The sequence below is a fragment of the Sphingomonas guangdongensis genome (assembly GCF_900199185.1).
In the GTDB taxonomy this organism is placed as follows: Bacteria; Pseudomonadota; Alphaproteobacteria; order Sphingomonadales; family Sphingomonadaceae; genus Sphingomonas; species Sphingomonas guangdongensis.
Genome location: NZ_OBMI01000001.1, coordinates 1,004,884 through 1,021,034, shown reverse-complemented (window position 1 = coordinate 1,021,034; position 16,151 = coordinate 1,004,884). Strand labels below are relative to the sequence as shown.

Here is a 16,151-nt window from a genome sequence, read left to right as displayed (position 1 = left end):
GCGTTACTCCGCCCGCGCGCTGACGATCTTGCCCGGCTGACGCGGCGGCTCGCCCTTGGGCAGCGCGTCGACGTGCTCCATCCCCGACGTCACCTCACCCCAGACCGTGTATTGCCGGTCGAGGAAGGTCGCGTCGTCCAGGCAGATGAAGAACTGGCTGTTGGCGGTGTCCGGGCTCATCGTCCGCGCCATGGAGCAAACGCCGCGTACGTGCGGCTCGGCGTTGAACTCGGCCTTGAGGTCGGGAAGCTTGGAGCCGCCGGTGCCGCGCCCGGTCGGGTCGCCGCCCTGGGCCATGAAGCCGTCGATCACGCGGTGAAACACCACGCCGTCGTAGAATCCCTCGTTGGCCAGCGTCGCGATGCGCTCGACATGGTTGGGGGCGAGGTCCGGGCGCAGGCGGATAACGACGTCGCCGGTCTCCTCCCCGCTCTGAAGCGTCAGGTTGAGGGTCGTGAAGGTGTCAGCCACGTCAGCGTGCTCCTGTTGATCGGAAGGCGGTCACCTAGGGTCGGGTGCGCGCGGTTGCAAATGCCGGACAAACTGCGGCAGAGGGTGCTGCGACTGCGAACGGGAGGCGGCAGATGAGCGAGACCGAGCTTCCCGACGCGCCGACCGCCGCCGAGACCAGCGAGCTGGACGAGGACGACCGCCTCAAGCCGGGCTTCGTCCGTGCGGTGCTGGACGCGGTGGAGGAGGGTGATCCGGAGCGGGCGCGGGCGCTGGTCGAGCCGCTCCACCCGGCCGACATCGCCGACCTGTTCGAGCTGGTCCCGGCCGATCAGCGCGCCGGCCTCGCCCACGCGGTCCATGACCTCCTCGACGCCGACGTCTTCGCGGAGCTGAACGACTGGGTCCGCGAGGAGCTGATCGACGCGCTGGAGCCGCACGAGGTCGCAGACATCGCCGCCGAGCTCGACACCGACGATGCGGTGGCGATCATCCAGGACCTGGATGTCGAGGACCAGCGCGAGGTCCTGCGCGCGATGGAGCCGGACGATCGCGCCGCGATCGAGGAAGCGCTCGCCTATCCCGAGGACTCGGCCGGGCGACTGATGCAGCGCGAGCTGATCGCGGTGCCAGAGCACTGGAGCGTCGGCGACGTGCTCGACTATCTGCGCGGCAACGAGGATCTCACCACCGATTTCTGGGAGATCTTCGTGGTCGACGGCCGGCACAAGCCGGTCGGATCGGTCGCATTGTCGTGGGTGCTGCGCACGCCGCGCGGCATCGCGATCAGCGACGTCATGAAGCGGGAGCAGACGCTGATCCCGGTCGACATGGACCAGGAGGAAGTTGCGCTCCGGTTTCAAAAGTACGCGCTGATCTCCGCCGCGGTCGTCGACGCGAGCGGGCGGCTGGTGGGCATGATCACCGTCGACGACGTCGTCCACATCATCCAGGAGGAGGCGGGCGAGGACGCGCTGCTGCTCTCGGGCGCGGGCGAAGGCGACATCAACGAGCCGATCCGCGATACGTACAAGGCGCGAGTGCGCTGGCTGATCGCGAACCTGTTCACCGCGCTGATCGCCGCCACCGTCATCGCGACGTTCGAGGGGACGATTGAGCGGCTGGTCGCACTCGCCGCGCTCGGCCCGATCGTCGCCGGGGTTGGCGGCAACGCGGGGACGCAGACCATGGCGGTCACGGTGCGCGCGCTCGCGACCAACCAGCTGACCCAGTCCAACACGCTGCGCTCGATCCTGCGGGAGATGCAGGTCGCGCTGCTCAACGGGTCGACGGTCGCGGCGCTGATCGGGACGGCCGTTGCGCTCTGGTACGGCAGTCCGATCCTGGGCGTGGTGATCGGCGGCGCGATGCTCGCCAACATCACCATCGCCGGGTTCGCGGGCGTGCTGGTGCCAGTCGCGCTTGAACGCTTCGACCAGGACCCCGCAGTCGCGTCCTCCATCTTCGTCACGATGATCACCGACTCGATCGGCTACCTCGCCTTCCTCGGCCTCGCGACGCTGGCGCTGTCCCGGCTGGCTTGACCGCGCCACCCGCGCGCCCACATGCCACAGGTGACGCTTCACCTGACCAAAGTCGCGTTTGGACACGACAGCCTCCCCTCGCTCCAGGAACGTGCGCGGCTGCGCGCGGCGGAAGGGAGCGGGCTGCTGCTGACCACCCGCTTCCTCCCCAAACGGCACGCGGAAGTGGCGGGCGCGGGATCGCTTTACTGGATCATCAAGCACCAGCTGGTCGCACGCTCCCCCATCATCGGCTTCGGGGAGGTGGAGGGCGGGCGCATCGCGATTCGCCTGGCGCCCGAGCTGATCGTGGTGGAGCCGCGCCGCAAGCGCGCCCACCAGGGCTGGCGCTACCTGGAGAAGGACGACGCGCCGCCCGACCTGGGCGGGGGCGCGGCGGGCCTCAGCGAGATGCCGGCCGAGCTGCTCAACCGGCTGAGTGCGCTGGCGCTGATCTGACACCCGCCACCCCGGCGCAGGCCGGGAAGACGGTTACTTTGCGAGTGCCGGATACGCCGCGCGGAACGCCGCGATCTTCGGCTTGTCCCACGTGACGATGTAGCCGTGGGTCGGGTTCCGCCGGGCGAAATCCTGGTGGTACGCCTCCGCCGGGTAGAAGGCGCCGCGCTCGATCCGCGTGGCGATCGGCTTGCCGAAGGCGCGCGTCCGGCCGAGCTGCACCACATATCGTTCGGCGACCAGCTGCTGCTGCGGCGTCTGCGGGAAGATCGCGGAACGGTAGCTCGGCCCGCTGTCCGGATGCTGGCCGTTCACCTGCGTGGGGTCGTGCGCGACCGAGAAATAGATGCGCAGCAGCGTGCCGTAGCTGACCACGCGCGGGTCATAGGTGATCCGGATCGCCTCGGCATGACGGGTACGCTCGGTGGAGACCTGAGCGTAGGTCGCCGTGTCGCGAGTGCCGCCGGCATAGCCGCTGATCACGTCGCGGACGCCCTTCACGCCCTCGAACACCGCTTCCATGCCCCAGAAGCAACCGCCCGCGAGAACCGCGGTCTGCAGCGCAGGTGCGGCGGGCACGTCACGGGCCGGCGCCGGGATGGCCACCGCCTTCGCGTGGCCCGCGCCGCCGACCAGCGGAAGGGCGGCAGCGAGCGCAACCGCGGGAATCAGGATCTTCAGCATCGGACTACCTCGTGGGCGGGGGAGGCAGCGACATTGATCAGCGAGTCTCCGCCTGCGCGGCGGGAACGAGCGGGTTGTGACCGGTCTCGATCGCCTGCACCGACACGAGCGTCGCCGCGCCGAGGGCGAAGCCGCCGACGAACAGGCGGATGAAGCTGGGCGGGTTCTTGCGCATGATGATTCTCTACGTTCGTCACTGCCACTGACGACGACGCGCCAGATCGGAAGCCGGATGCCCCGATACAATGTTCGGTACGGTGTGGGGGCTGAACGGTCGCTGGGCGGCCCGTTCACCTGATCGTCAGCGAAGCGCGGCGCACGCTTCCTGGATGCGCTCGCACGCCGCGGTCAGCAGCACCTCCGACGTCGCGTAGCTGATCCGCATGGCAGGCGACAGGCCGAAAGCGCCACCGTGCACCGCCGCGACCCGCGCGTCATCGAGGAAATAGCCGATCAGGTCCTCGTCCGTCTCGATCCGCTTGCCCTTTGGCGTGGTCTTGCCGATCGTGCCCCCGACGTCCGGATAGACGTAGAAGGCGCCTTCCGGCGTCGGGCAGGTGATCCCGTCCGCCGCGTTCAGCATCGCGACCACCAGGTCGCGGCGGACCTGGAAGGCGGCGGCACGCTCCTTCAGGAACGCCTGCGGGCCGGTCAGCGCCGCGACCGCCGCGGCCTGCGCGATCGAGCAGGGGTTGCTGGTCGACTGCGACTGGAGCTTCGCCATCGCCTTGATCAGCCACGGCGCACCGCCGGCAAACCCGATCCGCCAGCCGGTCATCGCATAACCCTTGGAACAGCCGTTCACCGTCAGCGTGCGCTCGTACAGGTCGGGGCAGACCTCGGCGATCGTGCGGAAGCGGAAGCCATCGTAGACGATGTGCTCGTACATGTCGTCGGCGAAGACCCAGACGTGGGGGTGGCGTGCCAGCACCTCGCCCAGTGCCTTCAGCTCGTCCTCGGTATAAGCGGCGCCGGTCGGGTTCGACGGCGAGTTGAGGATGACCCACTTGGTCTGCGGCGTGATCGCCGCTTCCAGCTGCTCCGGGCGCAGCTTGTAGCCCTGCGCGGCGCCGGCCGCGACGAACACCGGCGTGCCGCCCGCGAACTGCACCACGTCGGGGTAGCTGACCCAGTAGGGCGCGGGCACGATCACCTCGTCGCCCGGGTCGACCGTCGCGACCAGCGCGTTGAACAGCGTGTGCTTGCCGCCGACGTTGATGCTGATCTGGTCGGGGCTATAGGTCAGGCCGTTGTCGCGCGCGAACTTGGCGGCGACCGCCGCCTTCAGCTCGGGCGTGCCGTCGACGTTGGTGTACTTGGTCTTGCCGGCGCGGATCGCCGCGATCGCCGCTTCCTTGACGAAGTCCGGCGTGTCGAAGTCGGGTTCGCCCGCGCCCAGCCCGATCACGTCGACCCCTTGCGCCTTCAGCTCGAACACGCGGCTCGTCATGGCCAGCGTGGCGGAGGGCTGGATACGGCCGAGCGCGGCGGAGGGATGCATGATCGGAGGCCTTGGCTGACAGGGACGCGCGCCTATAGCCAGCGTCCGGGCGGCGGGGCAATTGTCGCGTTCGTTACGGCTACGATCAGGGCTGGGTCTCGACCGGCGTCACCTCGATCGCCAGCGCGCCGGTCGGCGACACCAGCAGCCGCACCGTGCTGGCGCCGCGCAGGCGAAAGGTCGCGGCCTGGAGCTCATTCCGCACTGCGTGCCGATCGAACGGGTAACCGCGCGCCGTCGCGTCCGCGCGGATGGTCGCGATATGATCCTCCAGGTCGACCAGCCCGGCAAGCGGATCAAAGGCCATGGTGGCCTCGAGGTCGGGCGAGCGATCGTCCATTGCCGCGGCATGGCCGCTCACGCCGCACGGAGCAAGGGCGTTGCCGCTGACGTGGAGCAGGCCTAGGCTCGGTGCACACGAAGGGGAAACACCATGCGCCTCGCCACCGCCGCCATCCTGCTTGCCGCTGTCGGCGCGCCCGCCGCAGCGCAGGTCGCCAAGCCGGCGGCGATCACCGCCGACGGGGTGCCGGCGCTGCCCGTCAGCCTAGCCGACGCGCTGCGCCCTTATGCCGAGACCCGCTCCGCCGCGCCGGTCGCGTGGAACCCGGTCGACAAGTCGCTGGTGATCACCACCCGCTTCGCCAATGTCGCGCAGCTTCACCAGGTGGCGAGGCCGATGATGGATCGCCGCCAGATCACCTTCGAGGCCGATCGCACCAGCCAGGCCTATTATTCGCCATCGGGCGACGTCATGCTGGTCCAGAAGGACGTCGGCGGAGGCGAGTTCTACCAGCTCTACGCGATGAAGGACGGCCGCCTCACGCTGCTGACCGACGGCAAGAGCCGGAACGGCTTCGGCGCCTTCTCCCGCGATGGCAAGCTGGTCGGTTATTCGTCGACCAAGCGCACGGGGACGGACAACGACCTTTACGTCATGGATCCGCGCGATCCCACCACTGCACGGATGGTCGCGCAGGTGAGCGGCGGCGGCTGGTCGTTCGTCGACTTCCTGCCGGGCGACAGCCGCGCCGTCGTGCTCAATCGCGCGTCCGTGCAGAAGAGCGACCTCTACGACCTCGACCTTGCGACCGGCACGATGACGCCCCTCAATGACCTTAAGCAGCAGGTCGCGTTCGGATCGGCGGAAGTCGCGCCGGACGGTACGTTGTGGGTGCTCGCGGACGCGGGCTCCGACTTCCAGCGGCTCGGCACGCTCAAGGACAACCGGTTCACACCGGTGTCGAAGGAGCCGCGCTGGGACGTCGAGGACTTCGCGATCGCGAAAGACGGCAGCTTTATCGCCTACGTCTTGAATGAGGATGGCACCAGCCGGCTGAAGCTGCTCGATCCCCGGACCGGGCAGGTCCGCGAGGCAGCCGTGCCCAAGGGCGTGATCGGCGGGCTGGAGGTCGCACCCTGGGGCGACGTCGCCTTCTCCGTGAGCGGCAGCACGGTCCCGGGCGACGTCTTCGTGCTCGATCCGAGGGCGATGAAGGTCACCCAGTGGACCGCAAGCGAGACCGGCGGGCTCGATCCGTCACGGAACGTCGCCGCCGAGCTGGTGCGGGTCAAGAGCTTCGACGGGCAGGAGGTCTCGGGCCTGCTCTATCGCCCCGATCCGGCGCGCTTTCCGGGCAAGCGCCCGCTGATCATCGATATCCACGGCGGACCGGAGGGGCAGACCACCGCCAGTTACCGCGGCGCGGCCAACTACTACGTCAACGAACTGGGCATCGCGCTCTTCTACCCGAACGTCCGCGGCTCGACCGGCTACGGCAAGCGGTTCGTCAGCCTCGACAACGGTCCCTTCAAGCGGGAAGACTCGGTCAGGGACATCGGCGCCTTCCTCGACCATTTCGCGCGTGACCCGGGAATCGATGCCGCGCGGATCGGGGAGCAGGGTGGCAGCTACGGTGGCTACATGTGCTACGCGGCTGCCATCCGCTACGGCGCGCGGCTCAAGGGTGCGAACTGCATCGTCGCCATCTCCAACTGGGTGACGTTCCTGGAGAACACGTCCGGCTACCGCCGCGACCTGCGCCGCGTCGAGTACGGCGACGAGCGCGATCCGAAGCAGAAGGCCAAGCTGCTCGAGATCTCGCCCATGACCCGGGTCAGCGAGCTGCGCATCCCGCTGATGGTGGTGACCGGCGCCAACGACCCGCGCGTGCCGGCGAGCGAGGCGGACCAGATGGTGAAGGCCGTCCGCGCGAACGGCGGCATCGCCTGGCACATCCTCGCCGCGGACGAGGGCCACGGCTTCGCCAAGAAGGAGAACCGCGACTACCAGAACTACGCGACGCTGTTTTTCTGGCAAGCCAACCTGCTCGGCACGGTGCCGAAGTGAGCGTCAGCTAGGCGGAACGGCGCGGGGGTCGCCGACGACGATGGTCGTCGGTCCTTTGGCATCCTCGATCGTCTGGAGCAGCCGGAGTTGCGCGAGCTCCGGATTGTCCCGCACCAGCCGCGCGGCATTGGCGAGCGAGCGCAGCGCCGCCTGCTCGCTGCGCGCCCGCTCCAGCGCGGCGAGCCCGCTGCGGCGCGCCCGCTCCACCTCCGTCAGCATGCGGCGGGTCTCCGGCGGCAGCTCCATGCGGGTGACCGCCACCGCCTCGAACGCGAAGCTGGTCGCGCCGGTCGCCAGGATCGCACGCACGGCGTCCCCGAGCGCGACCGGCGCGCCGAGCAGGTCATCAAGTTGGAGGGCACCGGTAGCGGCGAGCGCCGCCGCGGCGACGCGCTCCTGAAGCGGCGCAACCGTGTAGCTGGTGCTCTCCGGCACCTCCTGCGCCTCCCAAGCCGTGCGCGGATCAACGATCGTCCAGGTGACGGAGAGATGCAGGCGAAAGGCGAAGCGATCCGCGCTCAGCACATCGAGCGGACCGAAATTGCTGCGCTGGGCGTGCGCCGGCAGCCGCACGATCCGCACCCGCTGACGAAGGTCGGCGTAATGGTGGGTGCCGGGGTCGAGCGTACGCTCGAACACACCGCCACGGTAGAGCAGCGCCGTCTCCCACGCGTAGACGATCACGCGCCGGCGCAGCGACAGTGTCACCGCCACGACGATCATGATGGCTGTGAGAATTGCGGCAAACGGGCCGAGCACCTCGGTCAAGCCCGTATCACCCGCTCATCCCCGGATGCCACGGCAGCGCGGCGGGGGTGCGAGCACCCGCAAGGCCGCGCCACGGCTGCCCCGAAGGGCCGGCATCCGGAGACTTCATGTTGCGAGCAAATCCGAATTGCTTGTGACCAACCACGTGGCGACGCCTCATCTGTGCTGTCCGGGCCGCTTCCGACCTCGCGGTCGAGAACGTCGCCAATTACCGGAGGAGTCGAACCTCCGCTCACGAGGCTAGCAGCACCCGCCCGGCTGGCAAGCCTGTTGACCCCGTCGCCGCACCCGCCCACCTGTCGCGCCATGACCCAGCCGCCGCTTCGCGCCACCATCATTCCCGTGACCTCGCTCCAGCAGAACTGCACGCTGTTCTGGTGCACCGCGACCATGAAGGCGGCGGTGGTCGATCCGGGCGGTGACCTGCCGCGGATCAAGGCGGCAATTGCCGAGGCGGGTGTCTCGGTCGAGAAGATCCTGCTGACCCACGCCCACGCCGATCACTGCGCCGAGGCCGGAGTGCTGGCGAAGGAAGTCGGCGTGCCGATCGAGGGTCCGCACGAGGCGGACCGTTACTGGCTCGCGCGGCTGGAGAACGATTGTCGCCAATGGGGGCTGCGCGGCGAGGCGTTCGAGCCGACACGCTGGCTCGACGACGGCGACACGGTGAGCGTGGGCGACCTGACGCTCGACGTCTACCTGACCCCTGGGCACACGCCCGGCCACGTCGTCTTCCACCATCCACCCTCCAGGCTCGCGATCGTCGGTGACGTGCTGTTCCAGGGCTCGGTCGGGCGGACCGACTTCCCGCTCAGCGATTCCAACGCGCTCGTGACCTCGGTCGTGACCAAGCTTTGGCCGATGGGGGATGAGACGGTCTTCCTTCCCGGCCACGGCCCGGCGAGCACGATCGGGCACGAGCGGCAGAGCAATCCGTTCGTGGGCGATGCGGTGCTGGCGGGCAGGTGAGTCACGCCCCGTGCCAGACCGTTCGTGCTGAGTAGCGACTGAGTAGCTGCGTAGCAGCGTATCGAAGCATCTTCCCGCGCGTGACCTGTCCTTCGATACGCGCCTTCGTCTGCGCTCAGTCGCTACTCAGGACGAACGGTGTGCAACGAGGGCTCAGGCTGCGGGCACTTGCTCTATCTCGATCGCGTCTCCCCTGCCGGGCGCGGCCCCCTGGTAGGTGGTCCAAGTCGCCTCGCCGATCAGCAGCGCCAGAATCGCCCAGGTCACGAGGATGCCGACCATCCGGGCGCCGCGCGACCGTTCCATGCCGATGCCGTGCGCGACCCGCGCGAGCACGAACACGGCGCCGTACGCCCAGAGGTGCACCGCCGGTCCCTTGGCCAGTTCGACCAGCGCGAGCAGGATCAACACGAAGGGTGTGTACTCGACGAAGTTGGCGTGGGCGCGCATGCGGGCGAGCACCAGCGGGTCGCCGCCGTCGCCGACCAGCACCTTGTGCTTGACCCGCACCTGGCTGACCCGCAGCCCGAGCCAGATCGCGAGGAGCGCACAGGCGGCCGCGGTGGCGAGCGTCGCGGGCAGGAGGATCGTCATCGGCTCGTCATCCTTCCGCTTGGCCCGGCACGGCGGCCAGCCTGTCACCCCGCCGATCGGCTTGCAAGCGCGGCGGAAATCGCTATAGGCGCGCCTTCGCTTTCGCAGGCACCCGTCCGCGCGCTCGTCGCGCATCAAGGATTCCTGCGGAACAGATGATCCGTACACGAAAAGGTTGCCGACATGGCCGTCCCCAAGAGAAAGACCTCGCCGTCGCGGCGTGGCATGCGCCGCGCGCACGATGCGCTGAGCGTCGAAGCGTTCCAGGAATGCCCGAACTGCGGCGAGCTGCGCCGTCCGCACAACCTGTGCACCAGCTGCGGGCACTACAACGGCCGCGAGATCGTCTCGGTCGACGCCTGACACGGTACGGCCTGAAGGTCAGCCTGTATGAACGCTGACGCGCGGATTGCCGTCGATGCGATGGGTGGCGACGAGGGGCTGGCGGTCATGCTGGCTGGCGTCGCGCGGGCGCGGCGCCGGTTCGATGGGATGCGCTTCGCGCTGGTCGGCGACGAGGCGCAGATCCGCGACGGGCTGAAGAACCACCCCAACCTGACCGCCGCGTCCTCGATCGTCCACGCGAGCGAGGTCGTCGGTTCTAGCGACAAGCCGAGCCAGGCGATTCGCCGCGCCAAGAAGACGTCGATGGGCGTCGCGATCGACTTGGTGAAGCGTGGCGAGGCCGCCGCTGCCGTATCCGCCGGCAACACCGGGGCGCTGATGGCGATGGCCAAGCTGTCGCTGCGCACCATGCCGGGCATCGACCGGCCGGCGCTCGCCGCGTTGCTGCCGAGCCTCGGCCGAACCGACTTCGTGATGCTCGATCTCGGTGCCAACACCGAGTGCGACGCGCGCAACCTGGTGCAATTCGCGGTGATGGGCGCGGCCTATGCGCGCACCACGCTCGATCTCGCGAGCCCGCGGGTCGCGCTCCTCAACATCGGAACGGAGGAGCTGAAGGGCACGGACGAGGTCCGCGATGCGGCCGCGGCGCTGCGCGATGCGACTCACCTGCCGATGACATTCGCCGGCTATATCGAGGGCGACCGCCTATCGTTCGGCGACGTCGACGTGGTCGTGTGCGACGGCTTTTCCGGCAACGTCGCGCTGAAGACGGCGGAGGGGACGGCCCGCTTCGTCGGCGACCTGCTGAAGCGCGCGTTCCGCAGCTCGCTGCGCTCCAAGATCGGCTTCCTCATCTCCCGCCCCGCGACCGAGCTGCTGCGCGGGCACCTTGATCCCAACAACCACAATGGCGCTGTCTTCCTCGGCCTCAATGGCCTGGTGGTGAAGAGCCACGGCAGCGCGAACGAGGTCGGCGTCGCGCACGCGATCTCCGTCGCCGCCAAGATGGTCCGCGACGACCTGACTAGACGCATCACCGACGACCTCGCCCATTTCGAGCAGGAAGCGGTGGCGTGAGCGTCCGTTCCGTGATCCTCGGAACCGGATCGGCGCTGCCGGCCCGGCGCGTATCGAATGCGGAGCTGGCACAGACCGTCGACACCAGCGACGAGTGGATCGTCGAGCGCACCGGCATCCGCTTCCGCCACATCGCCGGTTCGGACGAGACCACGGCGACGCTTGCCACCGATGCCGCCAAGGCGGCACTCGCCGCGGCGGGGCTGAACGCCGCGGATATTGACCTGATCGTGCTGGCGACCGCGACGCCTGACCAGACCTTTCCGGCGACCGCCACCAAGGTTCAGGCGGCGCTCGGCACCGGCGACTGCGTCGCCTTCGACGTCGCGGCGGTATGCTCGGGTTTCCTCTACGCACTGCAGGTCGCCGACAGCATGATCCGCGCCGGTGCGCACACCAGGGCGCTGGTGATCGGGGCAGAGACCTTCAGTCGCCTGCTCGATTGGGAGGACCGGGCAACCTGCGTCCTGTTCGGCGATGGCGCGGGCGCGATCGTGCTGGCGGCGGAGGAGAACGGCGATCGTGGGGTGCTCGCGACGCGGCTTCACGCCGACGGTCGCCACAACGAGCTGCTCTACGTCGACGGCGGGCCCTCCACGACCGGAACGGTCGGCAAGCTGCGCATGAAGGGCCGCGAAGTGTTCCGTCACGCGGTCGTCAACCTGGCGGCGGTGATGGGCGAGTCGCTCGGCGTCGCGGGCCTCACCGCGGAGGACGTCGACTGGGTGGTGCCGCACCAGGCGAACGCCCGCATCCTGGATGCGACCGCGCGCAAGCTGGGGCTGCCGCCGGAAAAGGTGATCGTGACCGTCGACCAGCACGCCAACACCTCCGCCGCCTCCGTGCCGCTGGCGCTCGACGCCGGCGTGCGCGACGGCCGGGTCAAGCGGGGCGACCTGCTGGTGCTGGAGGCGATGGGAGGCGGCTTCACTTGGGGGGCGGCGGTGGTCCGTTACTGACCACGGGCGTACTTTGCGACGCCAACTGTCTGTGATAGCTTCACTTACGTACTGGGGGGATGAAATGGACGCGGGGACTCTGACGCGCGCCGACCTGGCGGAAGCGCTGCACCATCAGGTGGGCTTGTCCCGAACCGACTCGGCGCAATTCGTCGAGCAGATCCTGGCGCACATGTGCGCTGCGCTGTCCAACGGCGAGAATGTGAAGATCTCCGGCTTCGGCAGCTTCGTGCTGCGCGACAAGGGAGAGCGGGTCGGCCGCAATCCCAAGACCGGGGTTGAGGTGCCGATCGCGCCTAGGCGGGTGCTGACCTTCCGAGCCAGCCAGATGATGCGCGACCGCATCGTGGCGGGGAAGTAAGGGCCGGACCGGATGGGCGCCCCGGACAAGGCGGCGGGCGCCTTCCGGACGATCGGCGAGCTGTCGCGCGAGACGGGTGTCGCCCAGCATATCCTGCGCTACTGGGAGAGCCGCTTTCCCCAGCTCCGACCGCTCCAGCGGGCTGGCAACCGCCGCTACTACCGGCCGGAGGACGCCGCGCTGGTGCGCCGCATCCAGCTGCTGCTGGAGGAGCAGGGCTACACGATCCGCGGCGTGCAGAAGCTGCTCGCCGGGGAGGCGCCGGTCGCGGAGCCGGTCGGCGCCGACGACCGGCTGAGCGCGCTCCACCGCATCCGCGACACGCTGATCGCTGCGCTGCGTGAGGGTGGGGCGTAGCGTTCGAAGACCTCAGCCCTCGTCCGGCCCCAGTGTCGGGTCGAGATCGCGCGGACGGACGAAGTGGGTCAGGGTCGCGCCGCCGGGCGCCACGTCCGCCCAGTTGTCGACCGCGCACGTCAGCACCGCCACGCTCGCGGTCGGGAACTTGATCGCCACCTCGCCGCGCGCATCGTCGCCCTCCGGCACCAGCGCGAGCACCAGTTCCTCCAACCCCGGATTGTGCCCGGCGAGCAGCGCGGTGTTGGCCGCGGCGGGCAGCGCGTGGATGACCTCCAGCAGGGTCGCGACCGCCGCCAGGTAGAGCCGCCTGTCGAACGCGGGATCGATCGCCGCGCCATAGCCGTGCGCCACCTGGGCCAGCGTCTCCGCCACACGCACCGCAGGCGACGCCACGACGTGATCGAAGCTTAGGCCAAGCGCGCGCAGGTTGCGGCCGACCGTCGTCGCCGCGCGCTGACCCTTGACATTCAGCGGCCGGTCGAAGTCGCGCAGCAGCGGATCGTCCCAGCCGGACTTGGCGTGGCGGAGCAGCGTCAGCGTCTTCATGCTTCGGCCCCATGCCGGATCGGGCCCGCCGACGAAAGGGTGCGCACGGCGGTTTGCGCCTCTTCCAGCGTCATCCGCGCGATCGGCGTGCCCTCCGGAAAGGCCGACAGCAGTCGCGACGGCATGGCGGCGCTCAGCAGCACGAAGGCCCCGGTGTCGTCGGCGCGGCGGATCAGGCGTCCGAACGCCTGGGCGAGGCGCGCGCGGACGATTCGGTCGTCGTACGCGCTGCCGCCGCCGGCCAGGCGCCGCGCGGCGTGGAGCACGCTCGGCTTGGGCCAGGGCACGCCCTCCATCACCACCAATCGGAGCGACTCGCCCGGCACGTCGACTCCGTCGCGGAGCGCGTCGGTGCCGAGCAGCGAGGAGCGCGGATCGTCGCGAAAGATGTCGACCAGCGTGCCCGTGTCGATCGGATCGACGTGCTGGGCGTGGAGCGGCAGCCCTTCACGCGCCAGCCGGTCGGCGACGCGGGCGTGAACCGCGCGCAGGCGGCGGATCGCGGTGAACAGCCCGAGCGTGCCCCCGCCCGCCGCGACGATCAGCCGAGCATAGGCGTTGGCGAGGGCCGGCAGGTCGCCGCGCTTCACGTCGGTGACGATCAGGACGCGGGCGCGGCCAGCATAGTCGAACGGGCTGGGTGCGGCGAAGTGTTGCGGCGGCGACAGGAGGTGCGGCGCCCCGACCCGCGCCTCCGCCACGTCCCAGTCGCCGCCCGCGGTCAGCGTTGCGGAGGTGACGAGCGCACCGTGCGCCTGCCTGAGGACGGTGTCCGCGAACGGCCGGGTTGGATCGAGCCAGTGGCGGTGGAGTCCCACGTCCCACTCGCGCCCCTCCGCCCGGTCGACCGCCAGCCAGTCGACGAAGTCGGCGCTCGCCGGGCCGCCGATCCGGGCGATCAGCGCCAGCCAGGCGGCGACCGTCTCCGTCCGCCAGCCGATGGAGGCGATCGCGCCCTCGATCCGGGCCCGCGCGGCCGCGTCCATCCAGTCGGGTGCGTCCGCCAGCACCGCCTCCAGCCGGCGGCCGAGCACCACCAGCGGGCGGAGCAGCGCGTCGAGCGCCGCCGCTGCCGGTGCCGCCGCCTCGACCAGCTGCGGCGTCGGCTCGGCGAGTTCGGTCTCGAGCGCATAGCCGGCGTCCTCGTCTCCGGCCGCGCGCGCGTAGGTGAGCCCGCGGACCGCCGCCAGCAACGCCTCGACCGGACCGAACGGCGCGCCCTCGTTCAACCGCTGGAGCCAGCCGTCGGAGGGAAGCGCCCGCGCCGCCTCCACCGCGTCGGTGATCGCGCGGCCACCCTCCTCGTCGTAGCTCGCGACGTCGGACAAGCGCGCGGCGAGCCCGCGGCGCCGCCCGCGTGCGGTTCCCTCCGGCCCGGTGATCCAGCGGCGCAGCTCGATTGCCTCCGCTCCGGTCAGCGCGGCCGAGAACATGGCGTCGGCGGCGTCGAACAGGTGGTGCCCTTCGTCAAACACATAGCGGGTCGGCCGGGTCGCCGACTCCCGTCCGCGCGCGGCGTTGACCATCACCAGCGCGTGATTGGCGACGACGATGCTCGCCTGCGCGCTCGCCCGCGCCGCGCGCTCGATGAAGCACTTACGGTAGTGCGGGCAGCCGGCGTAGATGCACTCGCCGCGCCGGTCGGTGAGCGCCGTGGATCCGTTGCGGCGAAACAGCGTCGGCAGCCAGCCGGGCAGGTCACCCCCCACCATGTCGCCGTCGGCCGAGTAGGCCGCCCAGCGCGCGACCAGCTGCGCGAGGATCGCCGCGCGGCCCTGGAACCCGCCCTGCAACGCATCCTCCAGGTTGAGCAGGCATAGGTAGTTCTCGCGCCCCTTGCGGGTCACCACGCGCCGCTTGCGCTCGTCGGCGTCAGGGTAGAGCCGCCGGGTCTCGTGGTTGAGCTGACGCTGGAGCGCCTTGGTATAGGTCGAGACCCACACCGCGCCGTCCGCCCGCTCGCTCCACAGGCTGGCCGGCGCCAGATAGCCGAGCGTCTTGCCGATGCCCGTTCCCGCCTCCGCCAGCACCAGATTGGGTGTGTCGCGCATCGCCCGCGGTGCAAAGGCCGCGGTGGCGGCGGTTGCGTAGGCGGCCTGGCCGCTCCGCTGCTCGGCACCCGCGCCGGTCAGGCGGGTGAGGCGGCTCGCGACCTCGTCGGGCGGCAGCGTCACCGTCCGGGGCGCCGCGCGCGGCGGCTCCTCCGCCCACTCGGGCAGCTTGGCGAACAGCCAGCGCTCGGCGCGCTCGGGCTTGGCCAGGCGCTGGGTCACGGCGGGTCCCCAGGTCCAGCGCAGCCGAAACAGGCTCTGCGCGGCGTGCCACGCGCCCTCCCGCTCCGGCCAGTCGGTGGCGAGCAGGTCCAGCATCGCGTCGACCGCATCACGCAGGAAGGCCGCCACCTCGCGATCGTCGGACGGGACCGGCAGCCCGAGCGCCTCCGCCAGTCCCTTGGGCGTCGGAACCGCGAATACCGCCGGCCGCACAAAGGCGAACAGCTCCAGCAGGTCGAGCCCCGACAGGTCGGCGTGGCCCAGCCGCTGGCCGATCACCGGCGCGTTCAGCACGATCGTCGGCGTGTCCGCGACCAGCCGCACCGCCTCCGCCCGCCCGACCGCGCGCGTGCCCTCGCCGTCAGCGATCCAGGTGCCGCCGTGGCTGGCGTGGAGGGCGGGGTAGGGCAGCATCGGTCCGCTCTAGCGCGCGCGGAACGATTGCGGAACGGGTAGGCTGCCGCTACGCCCGGGCAGCGAACCTTTCGGGAGCCGTCCGATGCGTTACCTGCCCCTGCTGCTCGCCCTTTCCGCCACGCCCGCGGCGGCGGAGGACGGGCGGGTGGACGTCGTGCTGACCGGGGTGGAGGCACGCGGCGGCAAGGTGCTGGTCGCGCTCTTCGATGAAAAAACCTTCATGCGAGCGATGCCGCCGTTCACGGTCGAACTCGACCCGCCGGCCGACGGAACGCTGCGCGCGAGCTTCAGCAACGTGCCCGCCGGCGACTATGTGGTGAACGCGATCCACGATGAGAATGGCGACATGAAGCTCGGCATGGGCGCGGGCGGGATGCCGAGCGAGGGCTATTCGCTGTCCCGCGCCGAAGCGCTCCGCGCCATGCCGACCTTTGCGACGACCAAGGTCGCGGTGCCGGCGGCTGGCGCCCGTTTCGAGCAGAAGATGGTCTACCCGGCGAAGCGCTGAGCCG

The 16,151-nt window shown here is 70.1% G+C and carries 19 protein-coding genes; 10 read left to right on the top strand and 9 right to left on the bottom strand.

Annotated features, from left to right (window positions below):
- Window positions 1–3: 3 nt before the first annotated feature.
- Entirely contained in the window at window positions 4–471 is a 468-nt protein-coding gene (locus CRO12_RS04925; protein ID WP_097062836.1) for a peptidylprolyl isomerase, read from the bottom strand.
- A 113-nt stretch (window positions 472–584) separates the two neighbouring features.
- Here CRO12_RS04925 and mgtE point away from each other — a divergent pair, with 113 nt between their 5' ends.
- The gene (mgtE, locus tag CRO12_RS04920; protein ID WP_097062835.1) at window positions 585–1,994 is read left to right on the top strand and encodes a magnesium transporter; all 1,410 of its coding nucleotides are present in this window, start codon (window positions 585–587) and stop codon (window positions 1,992–1,994) included.
- Between the two features lie 21 nt (window positions 1,995–2,015).
- Window positions 2,016–2,432 carry a DUF1489 family protein gene (locus CRO12_RS04915; RefSeq protein WP_097062834.1) on the top strand — a complete coding sequence of 139 codons (417 nt, stop codon included), beginning with the start codon at window positions 2,016–2,018 and terminating at the stop codon, window positions 2,430–2,432.
- 33 nt (window positions 2,433–2,465) lie between these two features.
- Here the strand turns inward: CRO12_RS04915 and msrA are convergent, their stop codons facing one another.
- The 4 genes from msrA to CRO12_RS04900 all read right to left on the bottom strand — a co-directional run bounded on the left by msrA (window position 2,466) and on the right by CRO12_RS04900 (window position 4,978).
- Window positions 2,466–3,116, bottom strand: a complete 651-nt coding sequence (gene msrA / locus CRO12_RS04910) for a peptide-methionine (S)-S-oxide reductase MsrA (RefSeq protein WP_097062833.1) — start codon at window positions 3,114–3,116, stop codon at window positions 2,466–2,468.
- Between the two features lie 37 nt (window positions 3,117–3,153).
- Window positions 3,154–3,291: a hypothetical protein gene (locus CRO12_RS17915; RefSeq protein WP_179640864.1), complete on the bottom strand. Its 138-nt coding sequence runs from the start codon at window positions 3,289–3,291 to the stop codon at window positions 3,154–3,156.
- Window positions 3,292–3,417: 126 nt separating this feature from the next.
- Entirely contained in the window at window positions 3,418–4,617 is a 1,200-nt protein-coding gene (locus tag CRO12_RS04905) for a pyridoxal phosphate-dependent aminotransferase (RefSeq protein ID WP_179640863.1), read from the bottom strand.
- A gap of 85 nt (window positions 4,618–4,702) precedes the next feature.
- Window positions 4,703–4,978, bottom strand: coding sequence for an aminotransferase class IV (locus tag CRO12_RS04900; protein ID WP_144033520.1), 276 nt, complete (start codon window positions 4,976–4,978; stop codon window positions 4,703–4,705).
- A gap of 72 nt (window positions 4,979–5,050) precedes the next feature.
- Between CRO12_RS04900 and CRO12_RS04895 the strand changes: the two genes are divergently transcribed.
- Complete coding sequence (locus CRO12_RS04895) at window positions 5,051–6,967, top strand: S9 family peptidase (protein ID WP_097062830.1); 1,917 nt, start codon at window positions 5,051–5,053, stop codon at window positions 6,965–6,967.
- A gap of 3 nt (window positions 6,968–6,970) precedes the next feature.
- On the opposite strand, the gene CRO12_RS04890 is transcribed toward CRO12_RS04895, so the two are convergent.
- Window positions 6,971–7,726: an SPFH domain-containing protein gene (locus tag CRO12_RS04890; protein WP_245858282.1), complete on the bottom strand. Its 756-nt coding sequence runs from the start codon at window positions 7,724–7,726 to the stop codon at window positions 6,971–6,973.
- A 315-nt stretch (window positions 7,727–8,041) separates the two neighbouring features.
- Here CRO12_RS04890 and CRO12_RS04885 point away from each other — a divergent pair, with 315 nt between their 5' ends.
- A complete protein-coding gene (locus CRO12_RS04885; protein ID WP_097062828.1) occupies window positions 8,042–8,704 on the top strand; it encodes an MBL fold metallo-hydrolase in 663 nt (220 codons plus the stop codon).
- Window positions 8,705–8,857: 153 nt separating this feature from the next.
- Here CRO12_RS04885 and CRO12_RS04880 read toward each other — a convergent pair whose 3' ends face one another.
- Entirely contained in the window at window positions 8,858–9,298 is a 441-nt protein-coding gene (locus CRO12_RS04880; RefSeq protein ID WP_097063359.1) for an MAPEG family protein, read from the bottom strand.
- Window positions 9,299–9,481: 183 nt separating this feature from the next.
- Between CRO12_RS04880 and rpmF the strand changes: the two genes are divergently transcribed.
- From rpmF to CRO12_RS04855, 5 genes are all read left to right on the top strand, one after another.
- Window positions 9,482–9,661 carry a 50S ribosomal protein L32 gene (rpmF, locus tag CRO12_RS04875; RefSeq protein WP_097062827.1) on the top strand — a complete coding sequence of 60 codons (180 nt, stop codon included), beginning with the start codon at window positions 9,482–9,484 and terminating at the stop codon, window positions 9,659–9,661.
- Between the two features lie 27 nt (window positions 9,662–9,688).
- Complete coding sequence (plsX, locus tag CRO12_RS04870; RefSeq protein ID WP_097062826.1) at window positions 9,689–10,723, top strand: phosphate acyltransferase PlsX; 1,035 nt, start codon at window positions 9,689–9,691, stop codon at window positions 10,721–10,723.
- Window positions 10,720–11,682 (top strand): beta-ketoacyl-ACP synthase III, encoded by a 963-nt coding sequence (locus CRO12_RS04865; RefSeq protein WP_097062825.1) that lies wholly within the window; start codon window positions 10,720–10,722, stop codon window positions 11,680–11,682. Before plsX ends, CRO12_RS04865 begins: the two co-directional genes overlap by 4 nt.
- 64 nt (window positions 11,683–11,746) lie before the next feature.
- Entirely contained in the window at window positions 11,747–12,043 is a 297-nt protein-coding gene (locus CRO12_RS04860) for an integration host factor subunit alpha (RefSeq protein ID WP_097062824.1), read from the top strand.
- Between the two features lie 12 nt (window positions 12,044–12,055).
- Complete coding sequence (locus CRO12_RS04855) at window positions 12,056–12,400, top strand: MerR family transcriptional regulator (protein WP_097062823.1); 345 nt, start codon at window positions 12,056–12,058, stop codon at window positions 12,398–12,400.
- 12 nt (window positions 12,401–12,412) lie between these two features.
- Here the strand turns inward: CRO12_RS04855 and CRO12_RS04850 are convergent, their stop codons facing one another.
- Both CRO12_RS04850 and CRO12_RS04845 read right to left on the bottom strand, forming a co-directional pair.
- Window positions 12,413–12,949, bottom strand: a complete 537-nt coding sequence (locus CRO12_RS04850; protein ID WP_097062822.1) for a SixA phosphatase family protein — start codon at window positions 12,947–12,949, stop codon at window positions 12,413–12,415.
- Window positions 12,946–15,636 carry an ATP-dependent DNA helicase gene (locus CRO12_RS04845; RefSeq protein ID WP_097062821.1) on the bottom strand — a complete coding sequence of 897 codons (2,691 nt, stop codon included), beginning with the start codon at window positions 15,634–15,636 and terminating at the stop codon, window positions 12,946–12,948. Before CRO12_RS04845 ends, CRO12_RS04850 begins: the two co-directional genes overlap by 4 nt.
- Before the next feature lie 85 nt (window positions 15,637–15,721).
- Here CRO12_RS04845 and CRO12_RS04840 point away from each other — a divergent pair, with 85 nt between their 5' ends.
- Entirely contained in the window at window positions 15,722–16,147 is a 426-nt protein-coding gene (locus tag CRO12_RS04840; protein WP_097062820.1) for a DUF2141 domain-containing protein, read from the top strand.
- The last annotated feature ends 4 nt before the right edge of the window (window positions 16,148–16,151 follow it).